This window comes from Nocardia sp. 149-1B (genome assembly GCF_057747975.1).
This window is the reverse complement of the sequence record NZ_CM173233.1, coordinates 1,004,060-1,024,899: the sequence shown is the minus strand read 5'-3', so window position 1 is coordinate 1,024,899 and position 20,840 is coordinate 1,004,060. Positions and strand designations below refer to the sequence as shown.

General features: G+C 72.1%; 18 protein-coding genes. 8 read left to right on the top strand and 10 right to left on the bottom strand.

Translation table 11 applies throughout. The features are described from left to right. Nucleotides 1-4 precede the first annotated feature (4 nt). Together AC3ANS_RS04940 and AC3ANS_RS04935 are read right to left on the bottom strand one after the other, a co-directional pair. Complete coding sequence (locus AC3ANS_RS04940) at nt 5-1,099, bottom strand: phosphotransferase family protein (protein WP_488296428.1); 1,095 nt, start codon at nt 1,097-1,099, stop codon at nt 5-7. Between the two features lie 116 nt (nt 1,100-1,215). Then, nucleotides 1,216-2,955 carry a glycerol-3-phosphate dehydrogenase/oxidase gene (locus tag AC3ANS_RS04935; RefSeq protein WP_488295053.1) on the bottom strand — a complete coding sequence of 580 codons (1,740 nt, stop codon included), beginning with the start codon at nt 2,953-2,955 and terminating at the stop codon, nt 1,216-1,218. 72 nt (nt 2,956-3,027) lie between these two features. Between AC3ANS_RS04935 and AC3ANS_RS04930 the strand changes: the two genes are divergently transcribed. Next, a complete protein-coding gene (locus AC3ANS_RS04930; RefSeq protein WP_488295052.1) occupies nt 3,028-4,224 on the top strand; it encodes a CapA family protein in 1,197 nt (398 codons plus the stop codon). Here AC3ANS_RS04930 and AC3ANS_RS04925 read toward each other — a convergent pair. The 4 genes from AC3ANS_RS04925 to AC3ANS_RS04910 form a co-directional block, all read right to left on the bottom strand. Then, the gene (locus tag AC3ANS_RS04925) at nt 4,211-4,828 is read right to left on the bottom strand and encodes a hypothetical protein (protein ID WP_488295051.1); all 618 of its coding nucleotides are present in this window, start codon (nt 4,826-4,828) and stop codon (nt 4,211-4,213) included. The two genes, AC3ANS_RS04930 and AC3ANS_RS04925, sit on opposite strands and share 14 nt — an antisense overlap. A 112-nt stretch (nt 4,829-4,940) precedes the next feature. After that, nucleotides 4,941-5,729, bottom strand: coding sequence for an inositol monophosphatase family protein (locus tag AC3ANS_RS04920; RefSeq protein WP_488295050.1), 789 nt, complete (start codon nt 5,727-5,729; stop codon nt 4,941-4,943). Nucleotides 5,730-5,753: 24 nt separating this feature from the next. Next, nucleotides 5,754-7,010 carry an MFS transporter gene (locus AC3ANS_RS04915; RefSeq protein WP_488295049.1) on the bottom strand — a complete coding sequence of 419 codons (1,257 nt, stop codon included), beginning with the start codon at nt 7,008-7,010 and terminating at the stop codon, nt 5,754-5,756. Between the two features lie 79 nt (nt 7,011-7,089). Next, entirely contained in the window at nt 7,090-8,196 is a 1,107-nt protein-coding gene (locus AC3ANS_RS04910; RefSeq protein ID WP_488295048.1) for a GuaB3 family IMP dehydrogenase-related protein, read from the bottom strand. 272 nt (nt 8,197-8,468) lie between these two features. Between AC3ANS_RS04910 and AC3ANS_RS04905 the strand changes: the two genes are divergently transcribed. The 4 genes from AC3ANS_RS04905 (at nt 8,469) to AC3ANS_RS04890 (ending at nt 12,670) form a co-directional block, all read left to right on the top strand. Further along, complete coding sequence (locus tag AC3ANS_RS04905; protein ID WP_488295047.1) at nt 8,469-8,663, top strand: hypothetical protein; 195 nt, start codon at nt 8,469-8,471, stop codon at nt 8,661-8,663. Between the two features lie 41 nt (nt 8,664-8,704). Next, nucleotides 8,705-9,232 (top strand): SigE family RNA polymerase sigma factor, encoded by a 528-nt coding sequence (locus AC3ANS_RS04900; RefSeq protein ID WP_488295046.1) that lies wholly within the window; start codon nt 8,705-8,707, stop codon nt 9,230-9,232. Further along, nucleotides 9,229-10,482 (top strand): hypothetical protein, encoded by a 1,254-nt coding sequence (locus AC3ANS_RS04895; protein ID WP_488295045.1) that lies wholly within the window; start codon nt 9,229-9,231, stop codon nt 10,480-10,482. The genes AC3ANS_RS04900 and AC3ANS_RS04895 overlap by 4 nt, the downstream gene beginning before the upstream one ends. A 76-nt stretch (nt 10,483-10,558) precedes the next feature. Continuing rightward, on the top strand, nt 10,559-12,670 hold the full coding sequence (locus tag AC3ANS_RS04890; protein WP_488295044.1) for a hypothetical protein: 2,112 nt from the start codon (nt 10,559-10,561) through the stop codon (nt 12,668-12,670). 18 nt (nt 12,671-12,688) lie between these two features. Here AC3ANS_RS04890 and guaB read toward each other — a convergent pair whose 3' ends face one another. Next, nucleotides 12,689-14,197, bottom strand: coding sequence for an IMP dehydrogenase (gene guaB / locus AC3ANS_RS04885; protein WP_488295043.1), 1,509 nt, complete (start codon nt 14,195-14,197; stop codon nt 12,689-12,691). 104 nt (nt 14,198-14,301) lie between these two features. Next, nucleotides 14,302-15,216, bottom strand: coding sequence for a GNAT family N-acetyltransferase (locus tag AC3ANS_RS04880; RefSeq protein ID WP_488295042.1), 915 nt, complete (start codon nt 15,214-15,216; stop codon nt 14,302-14,304). Nucleotides 15,217-15,298: 82 nt separating this feature from the next. On the opposite strand from AC3ANS_RS04880, the gene AC3ANS_RS04875 reads away from it, so the two are divergent. From AC3ANS_RS04875 to AC3ANS_RS04865, 3 genes are read left to right on the top strand one after another with little or no spacing between them, the layout of a single operon-like run. After that, nucleotides 15,299-16,768 (top strand): hypothetical protein, encoded by a 1,470-nt coding sequence (locus AC3ANS_RS04875; RefSeq protein ID WP_488295041.1) that lies wholly within the window; start codon nt 15,299-15,301, stop codon nt 16,766-16,768. 15 nt (nt 16,769-16,783) lie between these two features. Further along, nucleotides 16,784-17,326: a SigE family RNA polymerase sigma factor gene (locus AC3ANS_RS04870; protein ID WP_488295040.1), complete on the top strand. Its 543-nt coding sequence runs from the start codon at nt 16,784-16,786 to the stop codon at nt 17,324-17,326. After that, a complete protein-coding gene (locus AC3ANS_RS04865) occupies nt 17,320-18,594 on the top strand; it encodes a hypothetical protein (RefSeq protein WP_488295039.1) in 1,275 nt (424 codons plus the stop codon). The genes AC3ANS_RS04870 and AC3ANS_RS04865 overlap by 7 nt, the downstream gene beginning before the upstream one ends. Nucleotides 18,595-18,650: 56 nt before the next feature. On the opposite strand, the gene groL is transcribed toward AC3ANS_RS04865, so the two are convergent. Beyond that, nucleotides 18,651-20,279, bottom strand: coding sequence for a chaperonin GroEL (groL, locus tag AC3ANS_RS04860; protein ID WP_488295038.1), 1,629 nt, complete (start codon nt 20,277-20,279; stop codon nt 18,651-18,653). 74 nt (nt 20,280-20,353) lie between these two features. After that, nucleotides 20,354-20,647 (bottom strand): co-chaperone GroES, encoded by a 294-nt coding sequence (gene groES, locus AC3ANS_RS04855; RefSeq protein ID WP_183592203.1) that lies wholly within the window; start codon nt 20,645-20,647, stop codon nt 20,354-20,356. Between the last annotated feature and the right edge of the window lie 193 nt (nt 20,648-20,840).

The following is a 20,840-nucleotide window of genomic DNA, read 5'->3' as shown; positions in this document are numbered from 1 at the left end:
GTCGTCAGGCCCCCGCCTCGTCGAGAAGGCGCTCCATCAGCGGCTTGTGGTGGAACAGCGACTCGAGGTCGTCGGGCCGCTCGATCTCGCCGAAGTGGATCTGCCGCGCGCCGGTGCGCATGAACACGATGCACCACTGGACGGCGTTGTAGACGTGGTACCAGTGCAGGTCCCCGACCTCCACACCGGTGCGCTCGGCGTACGTCGCCACCACGTCCTCCTCGCGCAGGAAGTGCGGCATGCCGGGCAGCTCGAGCATCCCGGTGATCGTCTCGAAGACCTGGTGGGCGAACACGACCCACGACAGGTCGAGCTCGCGCGGGCCCAGGGCGGCCATCTCCCAGTCGAGGACGCCGACCGGCTCGAAGTCGCGGTAGAGCACGTTGCCGATGCGGGAGTCGCCCCAGCACAGCACGGCCTCGTCGGTGTCCGGGAGGTTGGCCTCGAGCCAGTCGAGCCCGCGCTCGACCAGCGGCGAGCGGCCGATGTCGGCGACCGCGAAGTCGTACCACGCCCGGGTGCGGGCGAGGTTGCGCGCCAGCGGGGTCTCGCCGGGGTGCGGCGGGTCGAGGAAGCCGAAGGTCGTGCCCGCGTCCGGGATCGAGTGCAGACGGGCGATGACGTCGACGGTCGCGTCCTGCAGCTTGCGCTGGTGCTCATGGGGGGCGTCGTGCAGCCAGTTGTCGCCGAAGTTGTAGGGCAACACGTCCTGGGGGACCAGGCCGTCGATGCGGTCCATGAGGAAGAACGGCGTCCCGAGCACCTCGCCGGTCGGCTCCATCCAGCGCACCTGCGGCACCGGGACGTCGGTGGTCTCGCCGACGATCCGGATCGCGTCGTACTGCTCCTGGAGGGCATAGCTCGGGAACACCGGAAGGTCCTCGGCCGCGGGCGCGACGCGGGCGACGTACTCCCCCAGCCTGCGCTCCCCGCCCTCGGTCCAGGCGACGTCGAGGATCAGGGTCTCCGAGGACATCCCGTTGGCGTCGATGCCGCTGTGCAGGGTGACGACCGGATCGGCGCCGGGTGGCAGCACCGCCGCCAGCCAGCCCGCCAGGCGGGTGGGCAGGGTGCTCGCATCCCTGCTCGTGCGCTGCATCTTCAGGTCGGCCGGCGGCGGTGCTTGGGTCACGTTCCCCTCCCAAGGATCGCTGTGACGTGGGTCTCAGCATCGGTGGAACGTGTTCTAGTTGTCAACGGTCGGCGGCTACGCCGTCACACGATGTCGGGGGCGGAGACGCGGGCCTCGTCGGCGGCCTGGTCGGTGAGCTGCAGCTGACTCTGGCGCTCGGCCTCGACCCGGCGGCGGTAGTGGTCGATCTCGTCGGCCACGCGCGCCTCGTCCCAGCCCAGCCGTGACCCCATCAGGCGGGCGACGTGTGGCGCACACCGGACGCCCCGGTCGAAGGTCTCGATCGAGATGCGGGTACGCCGGGTGAGGACGTCGTCGAGGTGGCGGGCGCCCTCGTGGGTGACGGCGTAGACGATCTCGGCCGCGAGGTAGTCGTCGGCCCCCTCGAGCGGCAGCCGCAGCGCCGGGTCCGACGCGACCAGCTCCAGGAGGTCGTCGATCAGCCCGCCGTAGCGACCGAGCAGGTGGTCGATGCGCGCGACGTGGAGGCCCGAGCGCCGAGCCAGCAGCACCCGCTGGTTGGACCGGGTCTCCCAGTCGACGGCGCCGACGAGCGGCACCCGGTCGGTGATCGAGTCGCGGACCGTCCGGCCGGCAGTGCTCCGCAGCGAGTGGGCGGCGGCGTCGACGGCGTCCTTGCCCATCACGCGGTACGTCGTGAGCTTGCCGCCGGCGATCATCACCAGCCCGGGCACCGGCGTGACGACCGTGTGCTCGCGCGAGATCCGCGAGGTCGGCTCGGACTCCCCGGAGAGCAGCGGCCGGAGGCCGGCGTACACCCCCTCGACGTCGTCGTGGTCGAGGGGCTCGCGCAGGAACGCGTTGACGTGCTGGAGCACGTAGTCGATGTCGGCGCGAGACGCCGCCGGGTGCGCCTTGTCGAGATCCCAGGCGGTGTCGGTGGTGCCGATGATCCAGTGCCGTCCCCACGGGATCACGAAGAGCACGGACGTGGCCGTCCGCATGATGAAGCCGGCCTCGGAGCGGATCCGGTCGCGGGGCACGACGAGGTGGATGCCCTTGCTCGCCTGGACGTGCAGGGCGCCGCGGCCACCGACCATCTCCTGGATCTCGTCGGTCCACACCCCGGCCGCGTTGACGACCACCCGCGCCCGGACCTCCAGCTCCTGCTGGGACTCCAGGTCGAGGGCGCGTACGCCGACCACCCGCTCGCCCTCGCGCAGGAACCCCACCACCTTGGCGCGCGTCGCGACGTGCGCGCCGTGGGCGGCGGCGGTGCGGGCCAGGCCCACCACCAGCCGGGCGTCGTCGACCTGGCAGTCCCAGTACTGGATGGCCCCGACGATCGTCTCGGACCGGAAGTCCGGGGCGATCCGGGCCACGTGGCGGCGCAGGAGGTGCTTGTGCCGCGGGAGACCGGTGTCGCCGCCCTGGCGCAGGGCGCCGAACGTCGCCATGCCGTCGTACATCGTCAGCCCGGCGGCGACGTACGGCCGCTCCCAGCCCCGGTGGGTGAGTGGGTAGAGGAACGGCACCGGGCGGACCAGGTGCGGAGCCAGCCGGGTGAGCAGGAGGCCGCGCTCCTGGAGCGCCTCGCGGACCAGCCCGAAGTCGAGCATCTCCAGATAGCGAAGCCCGCCGTGCACGAGCTTGCTGCTGCGGCTGCTGGTGCCGCTGGCCAGGTCACGCTGCTCGAGCAGGCCGGTCCGCAGACCCCGGGTCACGGCGTCGAGGGCGGTGCCCGCCCCGGTCACACCCCCACCCACGACGAGCACGTCGAGCTCGGGCTGCGCCTCGGTGGTCCGCATCGCCGCCAGGGCGTCCTCGCGGGCCTGCGGACTGAGGGCGCTCGAGGGGCTCATGTGTCCAGTCTCGCAAACCCGCGTATCCGCGATGCGCTCTCGCGCGTCACCGGGACCGAGTTGAATGGAGGCATGGCCCGCCGACCGCTCCGCGCGGTCATCACCACGGTCGTCTCGGTGACCGTGATCGTGCTGTTGGTCGTCGCGGCGAGCATTGCCTGGCCGACCCAGCTCGACGAGGGCCGGTCGACGGCGGAGACGCCGGTCCCCACCGAGCTCGACGCCGGCGAGGGCGGCCAGACTGCCGAGACCACGGCGCCCGAGTCGCCCGCGCCCCGGACCGCGACGATCCTGATGGGCGGCGACCTGCTCTGGCACAACACCGTGTGGCTCAGCGCCGCCGAGGACCAGGCGCGCACCGGCTCCGGTGGCCGCTTCGACTTCGACCCGATGTTCGCCGCGCTGCGGCCGTACGTCGAGTCCGCGGACCTGGCGCTGTGCCACGAGGAGGTCCCGTTCGCGGCGCCCGGAGACCGGCTGCTCAGCTACCCGGTGTTCGCCGCGCCGCACCAGATCGCGGCGTGGATCGGCAGCATGGGCTGGGATGCGTGCACGACGGCCTCCAACCACAGCATGGACGCGGGCGTCGACGGAATCGTCGAGACCGCCGATCTCCTGGCGGACGCCGGGGTCGCCCACATCGGTACGTTCCGCACCGCGGCCGAGCGCCGTGACCCGGTGATCCTCACGACCGACTCTGGACTGAAGGTCGGCGTGGTGGCGGCGACGTACGGACTCAACGGCTACGTGCTGCCCGCCGGTCAGGAGTGGGCGGTCTCGCAGCTCGGCGACGCCGATGGCCTCCTTGCCCAGGCACACCGGGCCAGGGAGGCCGGCGCGGACCTGGTGATCGCCCACGTGCACTGGGGAACGGAGTACAGCCACCTGCCCGACGCCGCCCAGGTCGCGCTCGCCGAGCAGCTCACGAGCTCACCCGACGTCGACCTGGTGCTGGGCGAGCACGCCCACGTCGTACAGCCGATCACGCACGTGAACGGCAAGTGGGTCGTCTACGGCATGGGCAACATGGTGGCCCAGAGCGAGCTCGGCCGGCCGGAGGCCTACGAGGGGATCACCGTCTCGGTGCGGGCCAGCGAGGAGCCGGGTGGCGGCTGGCGCGTCAGCGGGCTGTCCTACCTGCCGACCCAGTGGAATCACTACGCCTCCGGCAGCCCGATCCGCATCGAGCGCGCGACCGGCGCGCACCTGGCGTCGATCCGCGCCGCGGTGGGCGCTCTCGGCGGAGACACCGGCCTCATCGAGGAGTAGCGGCCGACGCGCGAGCGCCGCGGAGTCCGCACTTCGGCGCGCGGCGGAGCTCGACCAGCGACGTCACGCTCCCCCGGTGCCCGTCGGCGTCGGTGTAGTGCAGGGTCAACGGTCCGCCGACGCCTGCGGTGCCGTGGACCCCGACGGTGAAGAGCAGGTAGCCCCCGTCCTCGGCGTCCGCGAGATCCAGGGTCGCCCCCTCGGCCGGTTGCCCTCGCTCCCAGGCACGACGCTCGTTGGGATCGAGGTTGTCCGGCGGCAGGCCGCTCCAGAGCCCCAGGGCCGCGAACCGGTCGCCGGGCTGCCGCTGGAACACCCGGATGGAGCGGACCTCGAGGTCCCCGGTCGTGGGCCACTCCACGCGGTCGATGGTGACCGGCGCCGGACCGCGGTTGCCGAACGCGTCGAAGCCCTCGGTCGCGCTGCTCGACCGGGCCGAGGGCGCGCAGACCTGGTGGGTCGGACCGATGGCGTACAGCGCGTGGGACTCTCGCCCGTCCCAGATTCGGTAGGCGACCCCTCCCGAGACCGCGGCGACCAAGAGCGTGGCACCGATCGCGACGAGCAGGCGACGCCGGTCCTGGATCCCCCGATGGATGCGCATGTCCGTCTCCCCCGAGATCGACGTCGGACAGCCGAGGCGACCGAGCCCCGACCGATGCACCCGATCTGCCCCTCAGCGGTCGGCACCAAACACGGAGCCGGCACCCTGGGGATCAGGTCAGGCGCGCGACGAGCGCGAGCAGGGCCGCGTGGGTCTCGGCGTCCTGCGCGGCGAGGATGCCGTCACCGGTGTGCACCGGGCGTCCACGGAAGTCGGTCACCACACATCCGGCCGCCTCGCACAGCGCGAGAGGAGCAGCGAAGTGGACGCTGCCGTCGTGCTGCCCGTCGACGAGGTACGCCGCTCGCTGGCCGGTCGCCACCCACGCCAGCGCGAGGCTGGTCGAGGACACGCGCGCCCCGAAACGGCTCCGGAAGGCGGGTTCGGCCATCAGCCGTGGCCCGAGCGGGGTGCCGCCGGGTGCCCAGTCGACGTCGATGTCCACCAGGGCGGTCGGTCCGGCGACTGCTCCAGGAGCCGGATCGTCGAGTCCGAACGCGTCGCCGGCGACCCAGTAGACCTCTCCGGCGGACGGGTCGGCGACGGCCGCGACCTCGGTGGCGACACCGGTCCGCAGCGCCACGTTGACGGAGAAGAGCGGCGTCCGTGCCGCGAAGTTCAGGGTCCCGCAGAGGGGGTCGACCAACCACACCCGGTCACTGCCGTCGGCTCCGGCATCACCCAGCTCCTCGCCGAGGAAGCCGTCGGCCGGCCGGGCGCGGCGGATCACGTCGAGGATCGCCCGCTCCGAGGCCAGGTCGGCGGCCGTGGCGAAGTCGGTGTCGGTCTTGTAGGTGCGATCCAGGTCGGTGCCGTACATCGCGGTCAGCGCCGCGGCCCCGGCGCGAGCGGCCGCGACCGCGACTGCCAGGTCGGTCCCGCCCACGAGGTCATGTGTCACCCGGGCATCGAACCACGCGCCAGCTCAGACGACGGCGCCGGTGCGCTCCAGGTGCCGCTGGGCGGCCCGGGCAGCGGGGTGCAGGCCGATCGCGGCGACCACCACGACGCCGGCGATCACGGTCCAGCCGACCGCGCCCCAGGTCACCGCGAGGTAGGTGTAGACGGCGGGGGCCCAGACCGTGCCGAGGGTGTAGCCGAGCTGGGAGACGCCTTGGTACTCCCCACGCCGCGAGGAGTCCGAGAGCTCCGACTGCAGCCCCCACTGGCCCGCCGACTGCAGCAGCTCGGCCCCGGTGACCGTCACGTGGCCGATCCAGACGAGCGCGATCGTGACCCAGCCGGCGGTGTCGTGGGTGACCAGCACGATCGCGCACGACAGCACGAAGAACGCCGCGCCCCGGCGCTCGGCGCGCAGCGAGTCGGCGACCGTGTGGACGCCGCGGGCGGCCGCCACCTGGAGCAGCACCGCCAGCACCGTGTTGGTGCCGAACAGCCAGGCCAGCAGCACTCGCGGCGCATCGGTCTGCTCCACCAGCCACAGCGGGATCACCACGTTGAGCAGCACCTGGTGGGTGCCGAGGACGCCGTCGAGCACGCAGGCCACGACGTACCCGCGGTTGCGCAGGGCGCTGGTCGTCCCGGCCCCCTCGACCGCCTGCACCAACGGCTGGTCGACGTGCTGGTGAGCGACCGCGGGCAGGCGCGAGATGAGCAACGCGTTGAGCAGCAGCAGGGCAGCCGTGAGCAGCGGCACGGCCCGGATGACCTGGTTGTCGTCGGTCGCCAGCGCCACGCCGGCCAGCAGCGCGCCCAGGGTGTAGCCGATGTTGCGAGCCGCTCGGAAGTAGGCCTGGGAGCGCACCCGTTCGTTGCGGGGGAACACGTCGAGGCGGTAGGCGTTGCGCGCCGACCGGCTGGAGGTCTGCAGGAGGGCGAGCCCGATGGTGACCGCGACGTACGACGTCATGCCGCCGACGCCGAGCCAGGCCAGGTAGGCCAGTGCCTCGGCGAGCGACGAGACCGACCACACGCGCCGGGCGCCGTACCGGTCGGCGAGCGTGCCCAGGGGTACGGCGAGCGCGAACGTCGCCACGCCCGAGATGGAGAGTCCGAGGCCGACCTGCGCCGCGGAGAGGCCCACGATCTGGGTGAAGAACACCGCGCTGCCGGTCAGGAAGACCCCGTCGCCGACCGCGGAGAGCACCGACTGCGCCGAGAGCCGGCGCACCAACGGGGTCGGTCCGGCGAGCGCCACCGCCCGAGCGAGGAATCTTGACATCAAGACAACGCTAGGTCCCCCACGCGCCACGTGTCGAGCGGATTACGCCATGACGGTCACGCGGCGTCCGTCGGGGACGTCACTCGATGACCACCTCGACGCGCTGGAACTCCTTGAGCTCGGTGTAGCCGGTCGTGGCCATCGACCGGCGCAGCGCGCCCATCAGGTTCATCGTGCCGTCGGCGACCCGGGAGGGGCCGAAGAGGATCTCCTCGATCGTGCCGACGGTCTCGAACTGCACCCGCTGGCCGCGCGGCAGGTCGTGGTGGTGGGCCTCGGTGCCCCAGTGGAACCCGCGGCCGGGCGCGTCGGTCGCCCGGGCGAACGGCGAGCCGACCATCACCGCGTCGGCGCCGCAGGCGATCGCCTTCGCGATGTCGCCGGACATGCCGATCGAGCCGTCCGCGATCACGTGGACGTAGCGGCCGCCCGACTCGTCGAGGTAGTCGCGGCGCGCGGCGGCCACGTCGGCGACCGCGGACGCCATGGGTACGGCGACGCCGAGCACGGTCCGCGTCGTGTGGGCCGCTCCTCCGCCGAAGCCGACCAGGACACCCGCCGCGCCGGTGCGCATCAGGTGGAGCGCGGCCTGGTGGGTGGCGCAGCCGCCCACGATGACCGGCACGTCGAGCTCGTAGATGAACTCCTTGAGGTTCAGCGGCTCGGCCTGCGACGAGACGTGCTCGGCCGAGACCGTCGTGCCGCGGATCACGAACATGTCGACCCCCGCGTCGACCACGGTCTTGGCGTGCTCCTTGGTGCGCTGCGGCGACAGCGACCCGGCGACGGTGACCCCGGCGTCGCGGATCTCGCGCAGCCGCTCGGTGATCAGCTCGGGCTTGATCGGCTCGGTGTAGATCTGCTGGAGGCGACGGGTCCCCTCGTTGCCGGACAGCGCGGCGACCTCCTCCAGCAGCGGGTCCGGGTCCTCGTAGCGGGTCCAGAGGCCCTCGAGGTTGAGCACCCCGAGGCCGCCGAACCGGCCCAGCGCGATCGCCGTGGCGGGCGACATCACCGAGTCCATCGGTGCCGCGAGCACCGGGATGTCGAACCGGTAGGCATCGATCTGCCAGGCCGTGCTGACCTCCTCCGGGTCGCGCGTGCGCCGGGACGGCACGATCGCGATGTCGTCGAAGGAGTAGGCGCGCCGGGCCCGCTTCGCCCGGCCGATCTCGATGTCCGTCACCGACCCAGCGTATCGGCCGTCCGCCGACTTCTTCACCGCCGACACCACGGCCCGGTCGGTGGTGGTGACGCTCGACGAGGGGCCCACCACGGTGGTGACGACGACGGCGCGACCGCCGTGCCATCGCTGCCCGACGGCGTCGAGCCGCTCAACACGCCGGGCGACGGCACCGCTCGCTTCGCGAGGGGCGAGGTCGTCGCACGCCGCGACGACCGAACCAGCCTCGTGCCCGAGGGTGCGGACGGCGTCCTGGCCGAACGCCCGCTGGGCCGGTGGGCCGGTGGCGCTACGGGTTCGAGCGGCACCGGGCCCGGGAGCTGTTCGTCGTGGGCGCCGACGGCACCACGCGGGGATCCCTGCACCTGCCAGACTTCGTCGACGACGCCGCGATGCTGCGCTCCGGCACCGGCGCCGTGGTGCTCACCGACGACGACGGCTCCGACGTGGTCACGCTGATCGGACGCTGAGGCCGGCAACCATCCGGGGCACCCAGGCAGTCGGACAGGGTATGGAAGCCCGGACGATCTCGGAAGGCGGCGTGGCGCTGGTGGAGTTCGACGAGTTCGTCGCCGCCCGCTCCTCCGGACTGCTGCGGACGGCGTACCTGCTCACCCATGACCACGCGCTCGCCGAGGACCTCCTGCAGACCTCGCTGGCGAAGGCCTGGTTGTCCTGGTCGCGCATCGAGGGACGGCCGGAGCCGTACGTGCGCAAGATCCTGGTCAACACCTACGCCTCCTGGTGGCGCCGCAAGTGGAACGGCGAGCAGGCGTACGCCGAACCACCAGAGGCCCCGGTCGGCGCCGCCGACGACCCGGACCAGCACCAGGACCTCTGGGCGGCCCTGGGGCGCCTGCCCCGCCGCCAACGGGCCGTGATCGTGCTGCGCTACGAGGAGGACCTCAGCGAGGCCGAGACCGCCCGCATCCTCGGTGTCTCGGTCGGCACGGTCAAGAGCCAGACCAGCAAGGCCCTCGCGGCCCTGCGCATCGATCCCGCGCTCACCGTCGACGACGTGGAGGAGGAGCACCGATGAACACCCTGCGAGACCTCCGAGCCACCCTCGACCAGCACGCCGCGAGCGTCGAGGACACCGAGCGGTACGGCCGCCCCCGCGCCGTCCACGAGCGGGTGCGCCTCGTGCGCCGTCGTCGCAATGCCACGGTGGCTGTCCTGGCTGCGGTAGCTGTCATCGCGGCGGTTGCCTCGGTGGGGCTGCTGCGTCCCTCGCACCGGGTCGAGCCGGCGAACCGGTTGGGGGACGTCGACGTGCCAGCGCAGATCCAGCTCTACGAAGGGACCTTCGCCTTGGACGACGTGATCCCCCTCGAGCCGGGCGTCACCATCACTCTCCCCGCAGCGGCGACCGCCCCCGACCGGGCCGTGTCCCTCATCGGCACGGGGCTGGGGAATGGGCGAGCGACGCTCATCATCGGCGATGAGCAGGCGGCTCGACTGTCCGGTGACCTCGAGCACTCGCCGGCGATGCCCTACAACCTCCAGCCCAGGATCCGGATCGAGCTCGACGCAGCACCCGCGGGAGCCGAGGTGGGGGTCGCCGTCTACCGCGCCACCAGCACGACCACCGACAGCGGACCGTTCCTGACCCTCTCGGGGGTGGACAGTCTCGCGGCTCAGTCGGTCTCCGATCCTGGCGAGTCGTCCGCGGAGGTCACGGTCCGGGCGCCCGCTGCCCAGCTCTCGTTCACGGCGTACTGCAGCAGCGACGCCGAGGACCTCCAGGTGAACATCGCCATCGACGGCGGCGACGCGAGCGGGCAGCCGTGCTACCTCGTGCGCCGAAGCAACGCGCAGGGCGGGGTGCTGGTGGGTGACGACCGTCGCACCCGGGCGCACACCGCGCGCGTCTACCTCACGCGCACCGGCTCGGACGATGAGGTGTCGGTGCCGGGCGTCGTCATCGGTGTCGGCGGCTACGTCCCCGGGCCCGGCCCGTCGCCGGTGGGCGTCCACGTGACGAGGACCGCCGAGTGGTTCGGCCGGACGTGGACGCTCGAGAAGGTCCTCGCTTCCGACCACGCCGGCGCGGTGACCTCCACGAGCGTCACCACCGGCGGGGAGGACCGGCTGCTGCGGTTCGTCAGCACCGGACCCGCGACAGCTACGTGGACCAACGGCTACGACCCGCCCACGTCTCAGCAGTTCGGGGGCCGAGGTGGCGACGAGTACGCCAACCCGATGCTGTTTCCCGGCGAGACCTACGACATCGAGGTCACACCGGACCCGGGCGCCGAAGTGGCGATCCTGGTCTACCGGCCGGAGTAGTCAATGACCCAGGCGGGTCGTTCCCCGGGTGGCGGTGACCGTGGAGGATCGGCGCACCCACCCCCGAGGAGAGCCCATGCGCCCGGTCACGCTGCTCGGAGCCGTCGTCGCGACGCTGCTCGCCACCCTGCTCGTCCCCGTGGCGCCCGCCCACGCGGCCACGACCTACACCTGGCGTGGCACCGAGAGCACGGTGTGGGGGAACAAGAAGAACTGGAACCCCGAGGGCGTGCCGAAGGACGGCGACGCCGTCGAGCTCGGCCCCGGCCCGCGCTCGAACATCACCGAGATCCCGGACGTCACCCTCACGAGCCTGAGCGTCAGCGGCGACCCCGCCGCGCCCCGGGCGGTGTCGATGACCGGCGAGGGCCAGGTCATCACCGGAAGCCTGCAGTGGAACGGCGGGGACATCAACACCGACCTGACGGTCTCGGCGCCGCCGCTGGATCCGACCCCGTCGTACATCATGATGGGCCAGTCCCCGATGCAGTTCGGCAACGGCACCAGCAGCCTGACCGGCCACCAGACGCTCACGATCAACAGCACGCTGTCGCTGATGGCCGGGCTCGCGGCCGGCGACGACCCGTGGCTGACCTTCATGTTCGACAGCAACATGCGGATCGCGAGCACCGGCAAGCTGCTGGTCGACCCAGCGGCCAAGGTCCTGGGGAGCCGGTGCTGCAGCGGCACGACCTCGACGATCGTCGTCGACGGCACGCTCGAGGTGTTCTCGGCGATCGGCGCGACCGGCTACACCGCACGCCTCGACGAGCTCGGCATCGACCTCGCCGGTGACGTGGTCGTCCCGAAGGGCAACACCCTCGAGATCACCGGCGGGCCGATCCGGGTGGGCGGCCACGCGATCAACGGCACCGTCGGCGACGCCTCGATCAAGGGCGGCGGCACCGTCGACATCAACGAGACCGACGGCGACGCCTACGACCCCGATCACCCGCTGCTCCCCGACGGGACCATGAAGTTCATCGAGGACGGCGAGAAGCTGACCCTGGCCGACGACACGGCGCTCCGCCTCGGGCCCTACACCGAGGTGTCCGGGATCGGGAGCATCGACGGCTTGGGCTCCGTGCGGCTCGCGGGCGCCAATGTGCGGGGCCGGCTGACGATCGCCGACGGCGTGCCGGCGACGACCGAGCCGGGCACCCGCACGACCGTGGAGGTCTTCGACCGCAACCTGCCCGCGCAGACCGGATGGCTCACCCCTGCCGGCGGACTGCGCGTCGAACCGGGCTCCACCCTGCGCGTGATGGGCAACGGTGGGCGGCTGATCATGCCCGACAAGGCCACCCTCGAGGTGCCGGCCGGCGCCACGGTCGACTCCGGTGGCTGCTGCACCGACACGGGGCGGGTCACCCTCCAGAAGGGCTCCACTCTGAAGATCGGCGCCGGCGACGCCGAACCGGCCGCGCTGCGCTGGGTCGAGCTCGGTGGCCAGGGCACGGTGGAGAGTGCCGGCTCGTCGACGTGGGACCTGGCCGGCACCACGTTCGTCAGCGGCGCCCGGATCACCGGCGAGGGCACGATCACCGGCGACCTACCGGCCGGCCCGGCCGAGATCCGGCCCAGTGGCGTCCTCACGGTCGACGGCGACCTGACCACGAACATCGCCGGCGTCTACCGGCCCACGCTCGCGCTGAACCGCACCGTGACGACCGCACCTCAGCGGCTCGTGGTGACCGGCAACGCGGCGCTGGCCGGGCAGCTCCGGCCGCTCGGCGACACGACCTATCCCGCCGGACGTCGGGTGGTCGTGCTGGAGGCGGGCACGATCACCGGCGGCTACCAGTGCGCCGTCGCGGGCGGGACGATCCTCGACCTGGGCCCGACGACCGTGGGCCTGCGCGGCATCGACGCCCGGGTCAGCGACTGCCTGCGGCCCGCGTCACGCTCCGTGCTCTCGGCGGCCTTCCGGGGCACCCGAAGGGTCGACCTGGGGCTCCCCGACGCCGCGTCGTCCGTGCTCGTCGAGGTGCGTGTGTCCGGTGCGGCTCACGCGGTGCTGCTGCGCCTCTCCGCCGGGCGCGGCACGGTGGAGCTGCGCGTACCGCCCCGGCGTACGGTCACGCGACTGCTCGAGGTGCCGGTCGCCGCTCACACCAGGCTGACGTCTCAGCTCTCGACGCGCGCCCGGCTCCGGATCGAGCAGGTGGGGTACGCGTTCCCATCGTGACCCTCGTGACGCTCGCGATCAGCGACCGGAGTAGTTCGGCGCCTCGACCGTCATCTGGACGTCGTGCGGGTGGCTCTCGTTGAGGGAGGCGGAGGTGATCCGCACGAACCGGCCCTTCTCCTGCAGCTCGGGGATCGTCGCCGCGCCGACGTAGAACATCGACTGGTTGAGGCCGCCGATGAGCTGGTGCGCGACCGCGGCGAGCGGGCCGCGGTAGGCCACCTGGCCCTCGATGCCCTCGGGCACGATCTTGTCGTCGCTGGTGACCTCGGCCTGGAAGTAGCGGTCCTTGGAGTAGGACTTCTTGCCGCGGCTCGACATGGCCCCGAGGGAGCCCATCCCCCGGTAGGCCTTGAACTGCTTGCCGTTGACGAACACCAGCTCGCCCGGCGACTCCTCGCAGCCGGCGAGCAGCGAGCCCACCATCACGGTGTCGGCGCCGGCGACGAGGGCCTTGGCGATCTCACCGGAGTGCTTCATGCCGCCGTCGGCGATCACGGGCACGCCGACGGGCTTGCACGCCAGCGAGGCCTCGTAGACCGCGGTCACCTGGGGGACGCCGACGCCGGTCACGACGCGCGTCGTGCAGATCGAGCCCGGTCCGACCCCGACCTTGACGGCGTCGGCGCCGGCGTCGACGAACGCCTGGGCACCCTCGCGGGTCGCGACGTTGCCGCCGACCACCTGGACGTGCTTGGTGGCCGGGTCGGTCTTGAGCCGCTGCACCATCTCCAGGAGCAGCCGCACGTTGCCGTGGGCCGTGTCCGCGACGAGCACGTCGACGCCGGCCTCGACGAGGGTGGTCGCCCGCTGCCAGGCGTCGCCGAAGTAGCCGATCGCCGCGCCGACCATCAGCCGGCCGGCACCGTCGTACGACGCGTTGGGGAACTGCTCGCCCTTGACGAAGTCCTTCACGGTGATCAGGCCGGTGAGGTGCCCGGCCTCGTCGACGAGCGGCAGCCGCTCGCGCTTGTGCTGGCGCAGCAGCACGGTGGCGTCCTCGCGCGAGATGTCGGAGTGGCCCGTGATCAGCGGCATGGGCGTCATCACCTCGTCGACCTTGGTGGTCGCCCACTCCGCGACAGGGGTGAAGCGCAGGTCGCGGTTGGTGATCATGCCGAGCAGCCGGTGCTCGCTGTCGACGACCGGGAAGCCGGAGATGCGGTACTCCCCCGCGAGCTGGTCGAGCTGCTCCAGCGTCGCGTCGGGCCCGATCGTGACGGGGTTGGAGATGATGCCGGTCTGCGTCCGCTTCACGAGGTCGACCTGGTAGGCCTGGTCCTCGATCGAGAGGTTGCGGTGGAGCACCCCGAGACCGCCCTGGCGGGCCATCGCGATCGCCATCCGCGACTCGGTCACGGTGTCCATCGCGGCGCTGACCAGCGGGACCTTCAAGGAGATCTCGCGGGTGAGCCGCGAGGTCATGTCGATGTCCGTCGGCGCCAGGTCGGAGTGACCTGGCAGCAGGAGGACGTCGTCGTAGGTCAGGCCCAGGGCGGCGAACTTCTCAGGCAGCTCCACTCCCACAGCCTACCGGCGCGACCCGGGTCTCGACACGGCGGTCGCGACCTCGCGCCTCGGTCGCGCGTCTCGCTCGACCACCATCAGCGGATCCGCTGGCGCGTCTTCGCTCACACACGCAGGGGTTTGAGGTCCCGGACAGGGATCCGCACCACGAGCGTGTCGGCAGCCATCCGGATCCGGCTCCGCAGCCCCGCCGCCATCACCATCGGGAGCACCGCCTGGTTGTCCGAGCGGGTGGTGAGCACGACCTCGTCGGCCCCGAGGGTGGTGGCCAGCCGGGCCGCATCGACCAGCAGGCGCGTGCCGATCCCTCGCCGCTGCCAGGCCGGGTCGACCTGCAGCGTGACGGCGCGCACCCCAGGCTCCTCGGCCTCGGGGCGGACGACGGTCAGCCCGACCGCCACCCCGTCGATGGTGGCCGAGACGGAGTCGCCCTGGACGACGTACTCCGGCGTCGCGCCGCCGCCGACGCGCCGGCTCTGGTGGGGCGCGAACGCACTCTCGCGGACCCGCCCGAGCACGTCGGAGACCAGCTCGGCCATCGCGGCGCCGCGGGCGTGCTCCGTCGCGGTGAACGGCGCGGTACGGCGCACCTGGACCTGGACGTCGCCGACCGTCATCTCCATCAGGTCCATGACGTCCTTGATCGCCTGGCCCGGCCGGCCGCCCTCGCGGGGGTCGGGCTCGGCGTCGAAGAGCCGGGCGACCACCTCGGGGAACGACGCCGGGTGCGCCAGGATCGTGCGCGCGGCCTGGACGTAGCGTGCGGGCTGGTCGGACAACGCGGCCTCGGTGCACCGCATCGCGACCACGGCCAGGCCGCCGGCGCCCTCGAGCAGCTCCGCGATCCGAGCGTCGTCCCACCCCTCGGGGGTGCGCAGGACCAGCTCGTCGGTCACGGACTCGATGCCCGGGAAGATCTGCAGGCCCAGGATGTTCACCCCCGCCGCACCGCAGCTGGCCGCGATCTGCGCGAGGGCTCCGGGACGGTCGGGCAACGACGTACGCACTCTCCACAACATGGTCTCAGGGTGCTCCGGACACGTTGCGGGCTCGGTTCGGGCGTGTTTCGCCCATATGTCGCGTGCCTGAGAGGGTGAGGCGATGGAGCACCTGCGCCGGCACCCGGTCGCGATCGCCGCGGCGCTGGCGTTCGTGGCACGGCTGCCTGCCCTGACCCGCCCGGTGCGCGCCGACGAGGCCGGGTTCCTGCTGGTCGGGCGGGCGTGGGATCCCCAGCCGGACAGCATGTTCGGGCCCTTCTGGGTCGACCGGCCCCCCTCGTTGATCGCGGTGTTCCGGTTGGTCGACGAGGTCGGTGGGGTGAGCATCCTGCGCCTGCTCGGGGCGCTGGTGGTCGCCGTGGCGGTGCTGCTCGCCGGGGCGCTGGGGCGCGAGGCCGGGTCACCGAGCGCCGCCGGATGGACGGCCGTCGCCGCCGCGGCGCTGCTGTCCAACCCGATGATCGACGTGGTCGCGGTCAAGGGCGAGCTGCTCGCGTTGCCGTTCGTGATGGGGAGCCTGCTGCTCACGCTGCGCGCGGTCCGGCGTACGTCGGTGCCGCTCGCGCTGACGGCCGGTCTGCTGGCCGGATCGGCGCTCGGACTGAAGCAGAACCTGGTGACCGGGCTGGTGTTCGCCACGGTCCTGCTGCTCGTCGCGTGGCGCACCGGCCGGCTCGCCGGTCGCCGGGCGCTGGCGCTCGCGGCGGCCGGTGCCGCGGGGGCCGCGCTGCCGGTGCTCGGCACGGTCGTGTGGGCCGAGGCAGCCGGCGTCCGGCTCACCACCGTGTGGGAGGCGGTCTACGGGTTCCGCGCCGACGCCGCGCGGGTGATCGCCGACGCCGGCACCCACGCTCCCGAACGACGGGCCTGGGTGCTGCTGGTGATCGCCGTGGCGTGCGGCATGCTGCCGATGGTCGCCGGGCTGCTCGCGCAGGTGCGCGAACGCTGGCCCGCGGACGCGCCGGTCGTCGCGGCCACGGTCGCGGTTGTGACCACCGACCTCGCCGGGCTCGCGGCAGGCGGCAGCTTCTGGCGCGACTACCTGACGCCACTCGTGCCCGGCGCGGCGCTGTGTGTCGCGCTCGTCGCCGGACGGCCGAGCGGCCGGCTTCTGCGCGCCGTGGTCGCCGCCGCTGCGGCCTCGGCCGCCGTCGCGATGGTCGCCTGGCTCGGCTGGAACCTCGCCGGACAGCAGGAGTTCGACGAGGTCGCCACCGGCGACGCGCTCGCCTCGGCAGCGGCGCCCGGCGACACGCTCGTCGTCTTCGGCGGCCGCCCCGACCTGCAGCTCACGAGCGGGCTCGGCTCGCCGTACCCGTACCTGTGGAGCCTGCCGATGCGCGCCCGCGACCCTGGGTACGCCGACCTGCGTGCGCTCCTGGCCGGACCCGACGCGCCCACGTGGCTGGTGGAGTGGGCCTCGTTCCGTTCGTGGGCACCCACCCCCTCGGACGAGCTGGTGCGGGTCGTCGAGGAGCGGTACGTCGCGCACGGCACCGCCTGCAACGGGCACCCGATCTACCTGCTGCGCGGAGAAGGGCGACCCGTCGTGCAACCGACCTGCGACTGACCTCGTTGGTAGGGCATGGGACGAGACGCGGCAGCGGACGCCGCCTTCACCGAGTTCGCTGCGGCGAGCCGGGTCCGGCTGCGCCACACGGCGTACCTGCTGTGCGGTGACTGGGACCGCGCCTCCGACCACGTGCAGGAGGGGCTGATCCGGGTCTACGTCGCCTGGCCGCGCCTGGTCCGTCGTGGTGGTGAGCTCGCCTACGCCCGCAAGGCCGTGGTCAGCGCGTTCCTCGACGCCAGCCGCAAACGGTCGAGCACCGAACGGCCCGCCGAGCTCGACGTCCGGCTCGCCTCGACCGAGGACGTCGCCGCGCACGTGTCCGACCGGTCCGCGCTGATGGCCGCGCTCGCGCGGCTCCCGCGCCGCCAGCGCGCCTGCGTGGTGTTGCGGTACTTCGAGGAGCTCGACGTGCGCGAGACCGCGGCCGCGCTCGGCTGCTCGGAGGGCACCGTCAAGAGCCAGACCTCACGGGCGCTCGCCTCGCTGCGCGCCATGTTCGAGAGCGCGTCACGCGACGAGCTCGCCGTCACCGGAGAGAGGAACCTGCCGTGGTGACCGACCTCAAGCAGCTGCTGCGCGACAACGTCGCCGACGCCCCGGACGACCACGTCGACCTCGCCGCGGTGATCCGTGCCGGACGGCGCCAGGTGCGGCGCCGTCGGCGCCACCAGCGCGCGGGCGGTGTCGGCCTCCTCCTCGCCGGGACGGTGCTCGCCGCCGTCATCGGCATGAGCAGTGGCGACGGGCCGCCGGAGATCGCGGGCGACCCGCCCCGGCCCGACGCGCCCACCCTGACCCTCGCCGACGCCACGCCGGCCGTCGAGGGTCGCGACTACCGCGAGCTCGCGTCGTACACGAACGAGAACCTGGACGCCGACAACGGCCGGTCCTACGACGGGGTCACCGAGGACGGTCTGATCCTGTTCCGCGACGGGCCCCGCGACCACCGGCCCGCGCGATACGCCCTGGTAGCTCCCGGGAATGGGGAGAAGGACTGGCTGCCGGACCCGCCGACCGCCTACGACATGTCGCCGGCCGAGCTCGGCAGCGACCGACTGGTGTTCGTCGGGCTCGACAACGGCGCGCAGCCCACGCTGTACGCCTCTGTCTTCGACCGGGACACGCGGCAGTGGAGCGTCCGCCAATGGCCGGGCCTGCCCTCGTCCTCCTACGACTCTCTGGCTCAGCCCGTGATGGGGCCGGACGACCGGGTCTATGTCCTCGTATCGGAAGGCGATCCGCACCGATCCCGCCTGTGGTCGGCCTCGTTGAGCGATCCGACGGACGTCCGAGACGAAGGGCTGAGCGTCGGTGACCTCGCCTTCACCGACGACGCGATGGTGTGGACCGACGCAACGAACGACGACCCCGGTCTCGTCCACGTGCGCGACCTGGCGACCGGCGCCGAGCGCACCTTCGACCCCCGGACCGGCAAGCACTGCAACCTGCTGTCCTTCGCCGCGGTCGGCGACCGGATCGTGATGGGCCAGTACTGCGGGACCTACAGCGACGGCGTACGTGACGACCGCGTGCAGGTCGTCTCCACCGACGGCGACCAGGTCGTCACGATCCAGGACAGTGGCATCGACGGCCGCCTGGACGGCACCGACAGCGCGAGCGACGTCGTCACCGTGGTCGCCGAGGACTCCGACGCCGGGACCTACGCCTACGACCTGAGCACGGGCCGCTTCCTGAAGGTCGCCGACGGAGTGTCCTCGTGGGGTCGCGAGGTCAGCTTCCCGGTCGGTCCGGACCAGTTCTTCTGGTTCACCTCCGAGGGCCGCTACGGCTCGACCCAGCACCTCGGCGAGCTGCTCCCCTGACCCTCAAATGACGTTGACCCGCCCGAAACTCTCGGGCGGGTCAACGTCAGATGGGACTAGTGGCCGTGCCCGTGTCCGTGGCCGTGACCGGCCGCGGGGGCGTCGTCGTCTTCCTCGGGCTTCTCGACGACCAGGGTCTCGGTCGTGAGCAGCATGCCCGCGATCGAGGTGGCGTTGACCAGCGCGGAGCGGGTCACCTTGACCGGGTCGAGCACGCCCTGGGCGACCAGGTCGCCGTACTCCTCGGTGGCGGCGTTGTAGCCGTTGCCGACGCCGAGCTCGCGGACCTTGGTGGTGACGACGTAGCCGTTGACCCCGCCGTTCTCGGCGATCCAGCGCAGCGGCTCGTCGGCGGCCTTGCGGACCACGCGGACGCCGAGCGCCTCGTCACCGGTGAGGCCGAGGTCGTCGGCGAGGACGGCGACCGCGTGGACGAGGGCGGAGCCGCCACCGGCGACGATGCCCTCCTCGATCGCGGCGCGCGTCGCGGAGACGGCGTCCTCGATGCGGTGCTTCTTCTCCTTCAGCTCCACCTCGGTGGCGGCGCCGACCTTGATCACGCACACGCCGCCGGCGAGCTTGGCGAGGCGCTCCTGGAGCTTCTCGCGGTCCCAGTCGGAGTCGGTGTTCTCGACCTCGGCCTTGATCTGGTTGACCCGGCCCTCGACCTCCTTGGGGTCGCCGGCGCCGTCGACGATCGTGGTGTCGTCCTTGGTGATGACGACACGACGCGCCTGGCCGAGGACCTCGAGGCCGACCTGGTCGAGCTTGAGGCCGACCTCGGGGGCGACGACCTGACCACCGGTCAGGGTCGCGATGTCCTGCATCATCGCCTTGCGGCGGTCGCCGAACGCCGGGCTCTTGACCGCGACGGCGTTGAACGTGCCGCGGATCTTGTTCACGACCAGGGTCGAGAGGGCCTCGCCCTCGACGTCCTCGGCGAGGATGAACAGCGGCTTGCCGGACTGGATGACCTTCTCGAGCAGCGGGAGCAGCTCGGAGACGGCCGAGATCTTGCCCTGGTGCAGGAGGATGTACGGGTCATCGAGGACCGCCTCCATGCGCTCGGGGTCGGTCACGAAGTACTGGCTGATGTAGCCCTTGTCGAACTGCATGCCCTCGGTGAACTCGAGCTCGGTGCCCATGGTGTTGGACTCCTCGACCGTGATCACGCCGTCCTTGCCGACCTTGTCGAACGCCTCGGCGAGCAGGTCGCCGATCACGCTGTCGCGGCTGGAGATCGTGGCGACCGAGGCCATGTCCTCACGCGACTCGACCTCGCGGGCGGCCTCCTTGAGGGCGTCGCCGACGGCCTCGGCAGCGGCGTCCATGCCGCGCTTGAGCCCCATCGGGTTGGCGCCGGCGGTGACGGCGCGCAGACCCTCGTGCACCATCGCCTGGGCCAGCACGGTGGCGGTGGTGGTGCCGTCACCCGCGATGTCGTTGGTCTTGGTCGCCACCTCCTTGCAGAGCTGGGCACCGAGGTTCTCGAACGGGTCGTCCAGCTCGATCTCACGCGCGACGGTGACACCGTCGTTGGTGATCGTCGGGGCGCCCCACTTCTTGTCGAGGACGACGTAGCGGCCCTTGGGGCCGAGCGTCACCTTGACGGCGTTGGCGAGCGCGTCGACTCCCCGCTCGAGGGAGCGGCGGCCGTTCTCGTCGAACTCCAGGATCTTGGGCATTTCTCTCCTCTAACGAGTTCGGGCCGTCCGCCCCACAGCGCGCTGGGCGCTGGTGGGGCGGACGACCCGGGAAATCAGGAAACGACTGCGAGGACGTCGCGCGCGGAAAGGATGAGGTACTCCTCGCCGGCGTACTTGACCTCGGTGCCGCCGTACTTGCTGTAGATGACCTTGTCGCCGACGCTCACGTCGAGCGGGACACGGTTGCCGTTGTCGTCGATGCGACCCGGGCCGATGGCCAGGACCTCGCCCTCCTGGGGCTTCTCCTTGGCGGTGTCCGGGATGACCAGGCCGGAGGCCGTGGTCTGCTCGGCGTCGAGGGGCTTGACGACGATCCGGTCCTCGAGGGGCTTGATGTTGACCGACACTGCTGATCAACCTCCACTTTCTGGGACTTCGATGCGGTGGGTGGTGCACGTCTGTTGTGCCTGCCGTCCGGCACGCCGTCGCGGGGGCCGCGCCGGTGACAAGCGTTGGCACACTCCCGAGGAGAGTGCCAACTCAGAAACTAGCACTCTCGCCAACTGAGTGCCAGCGGCCCCCAGGTGACAGGATCCGGGG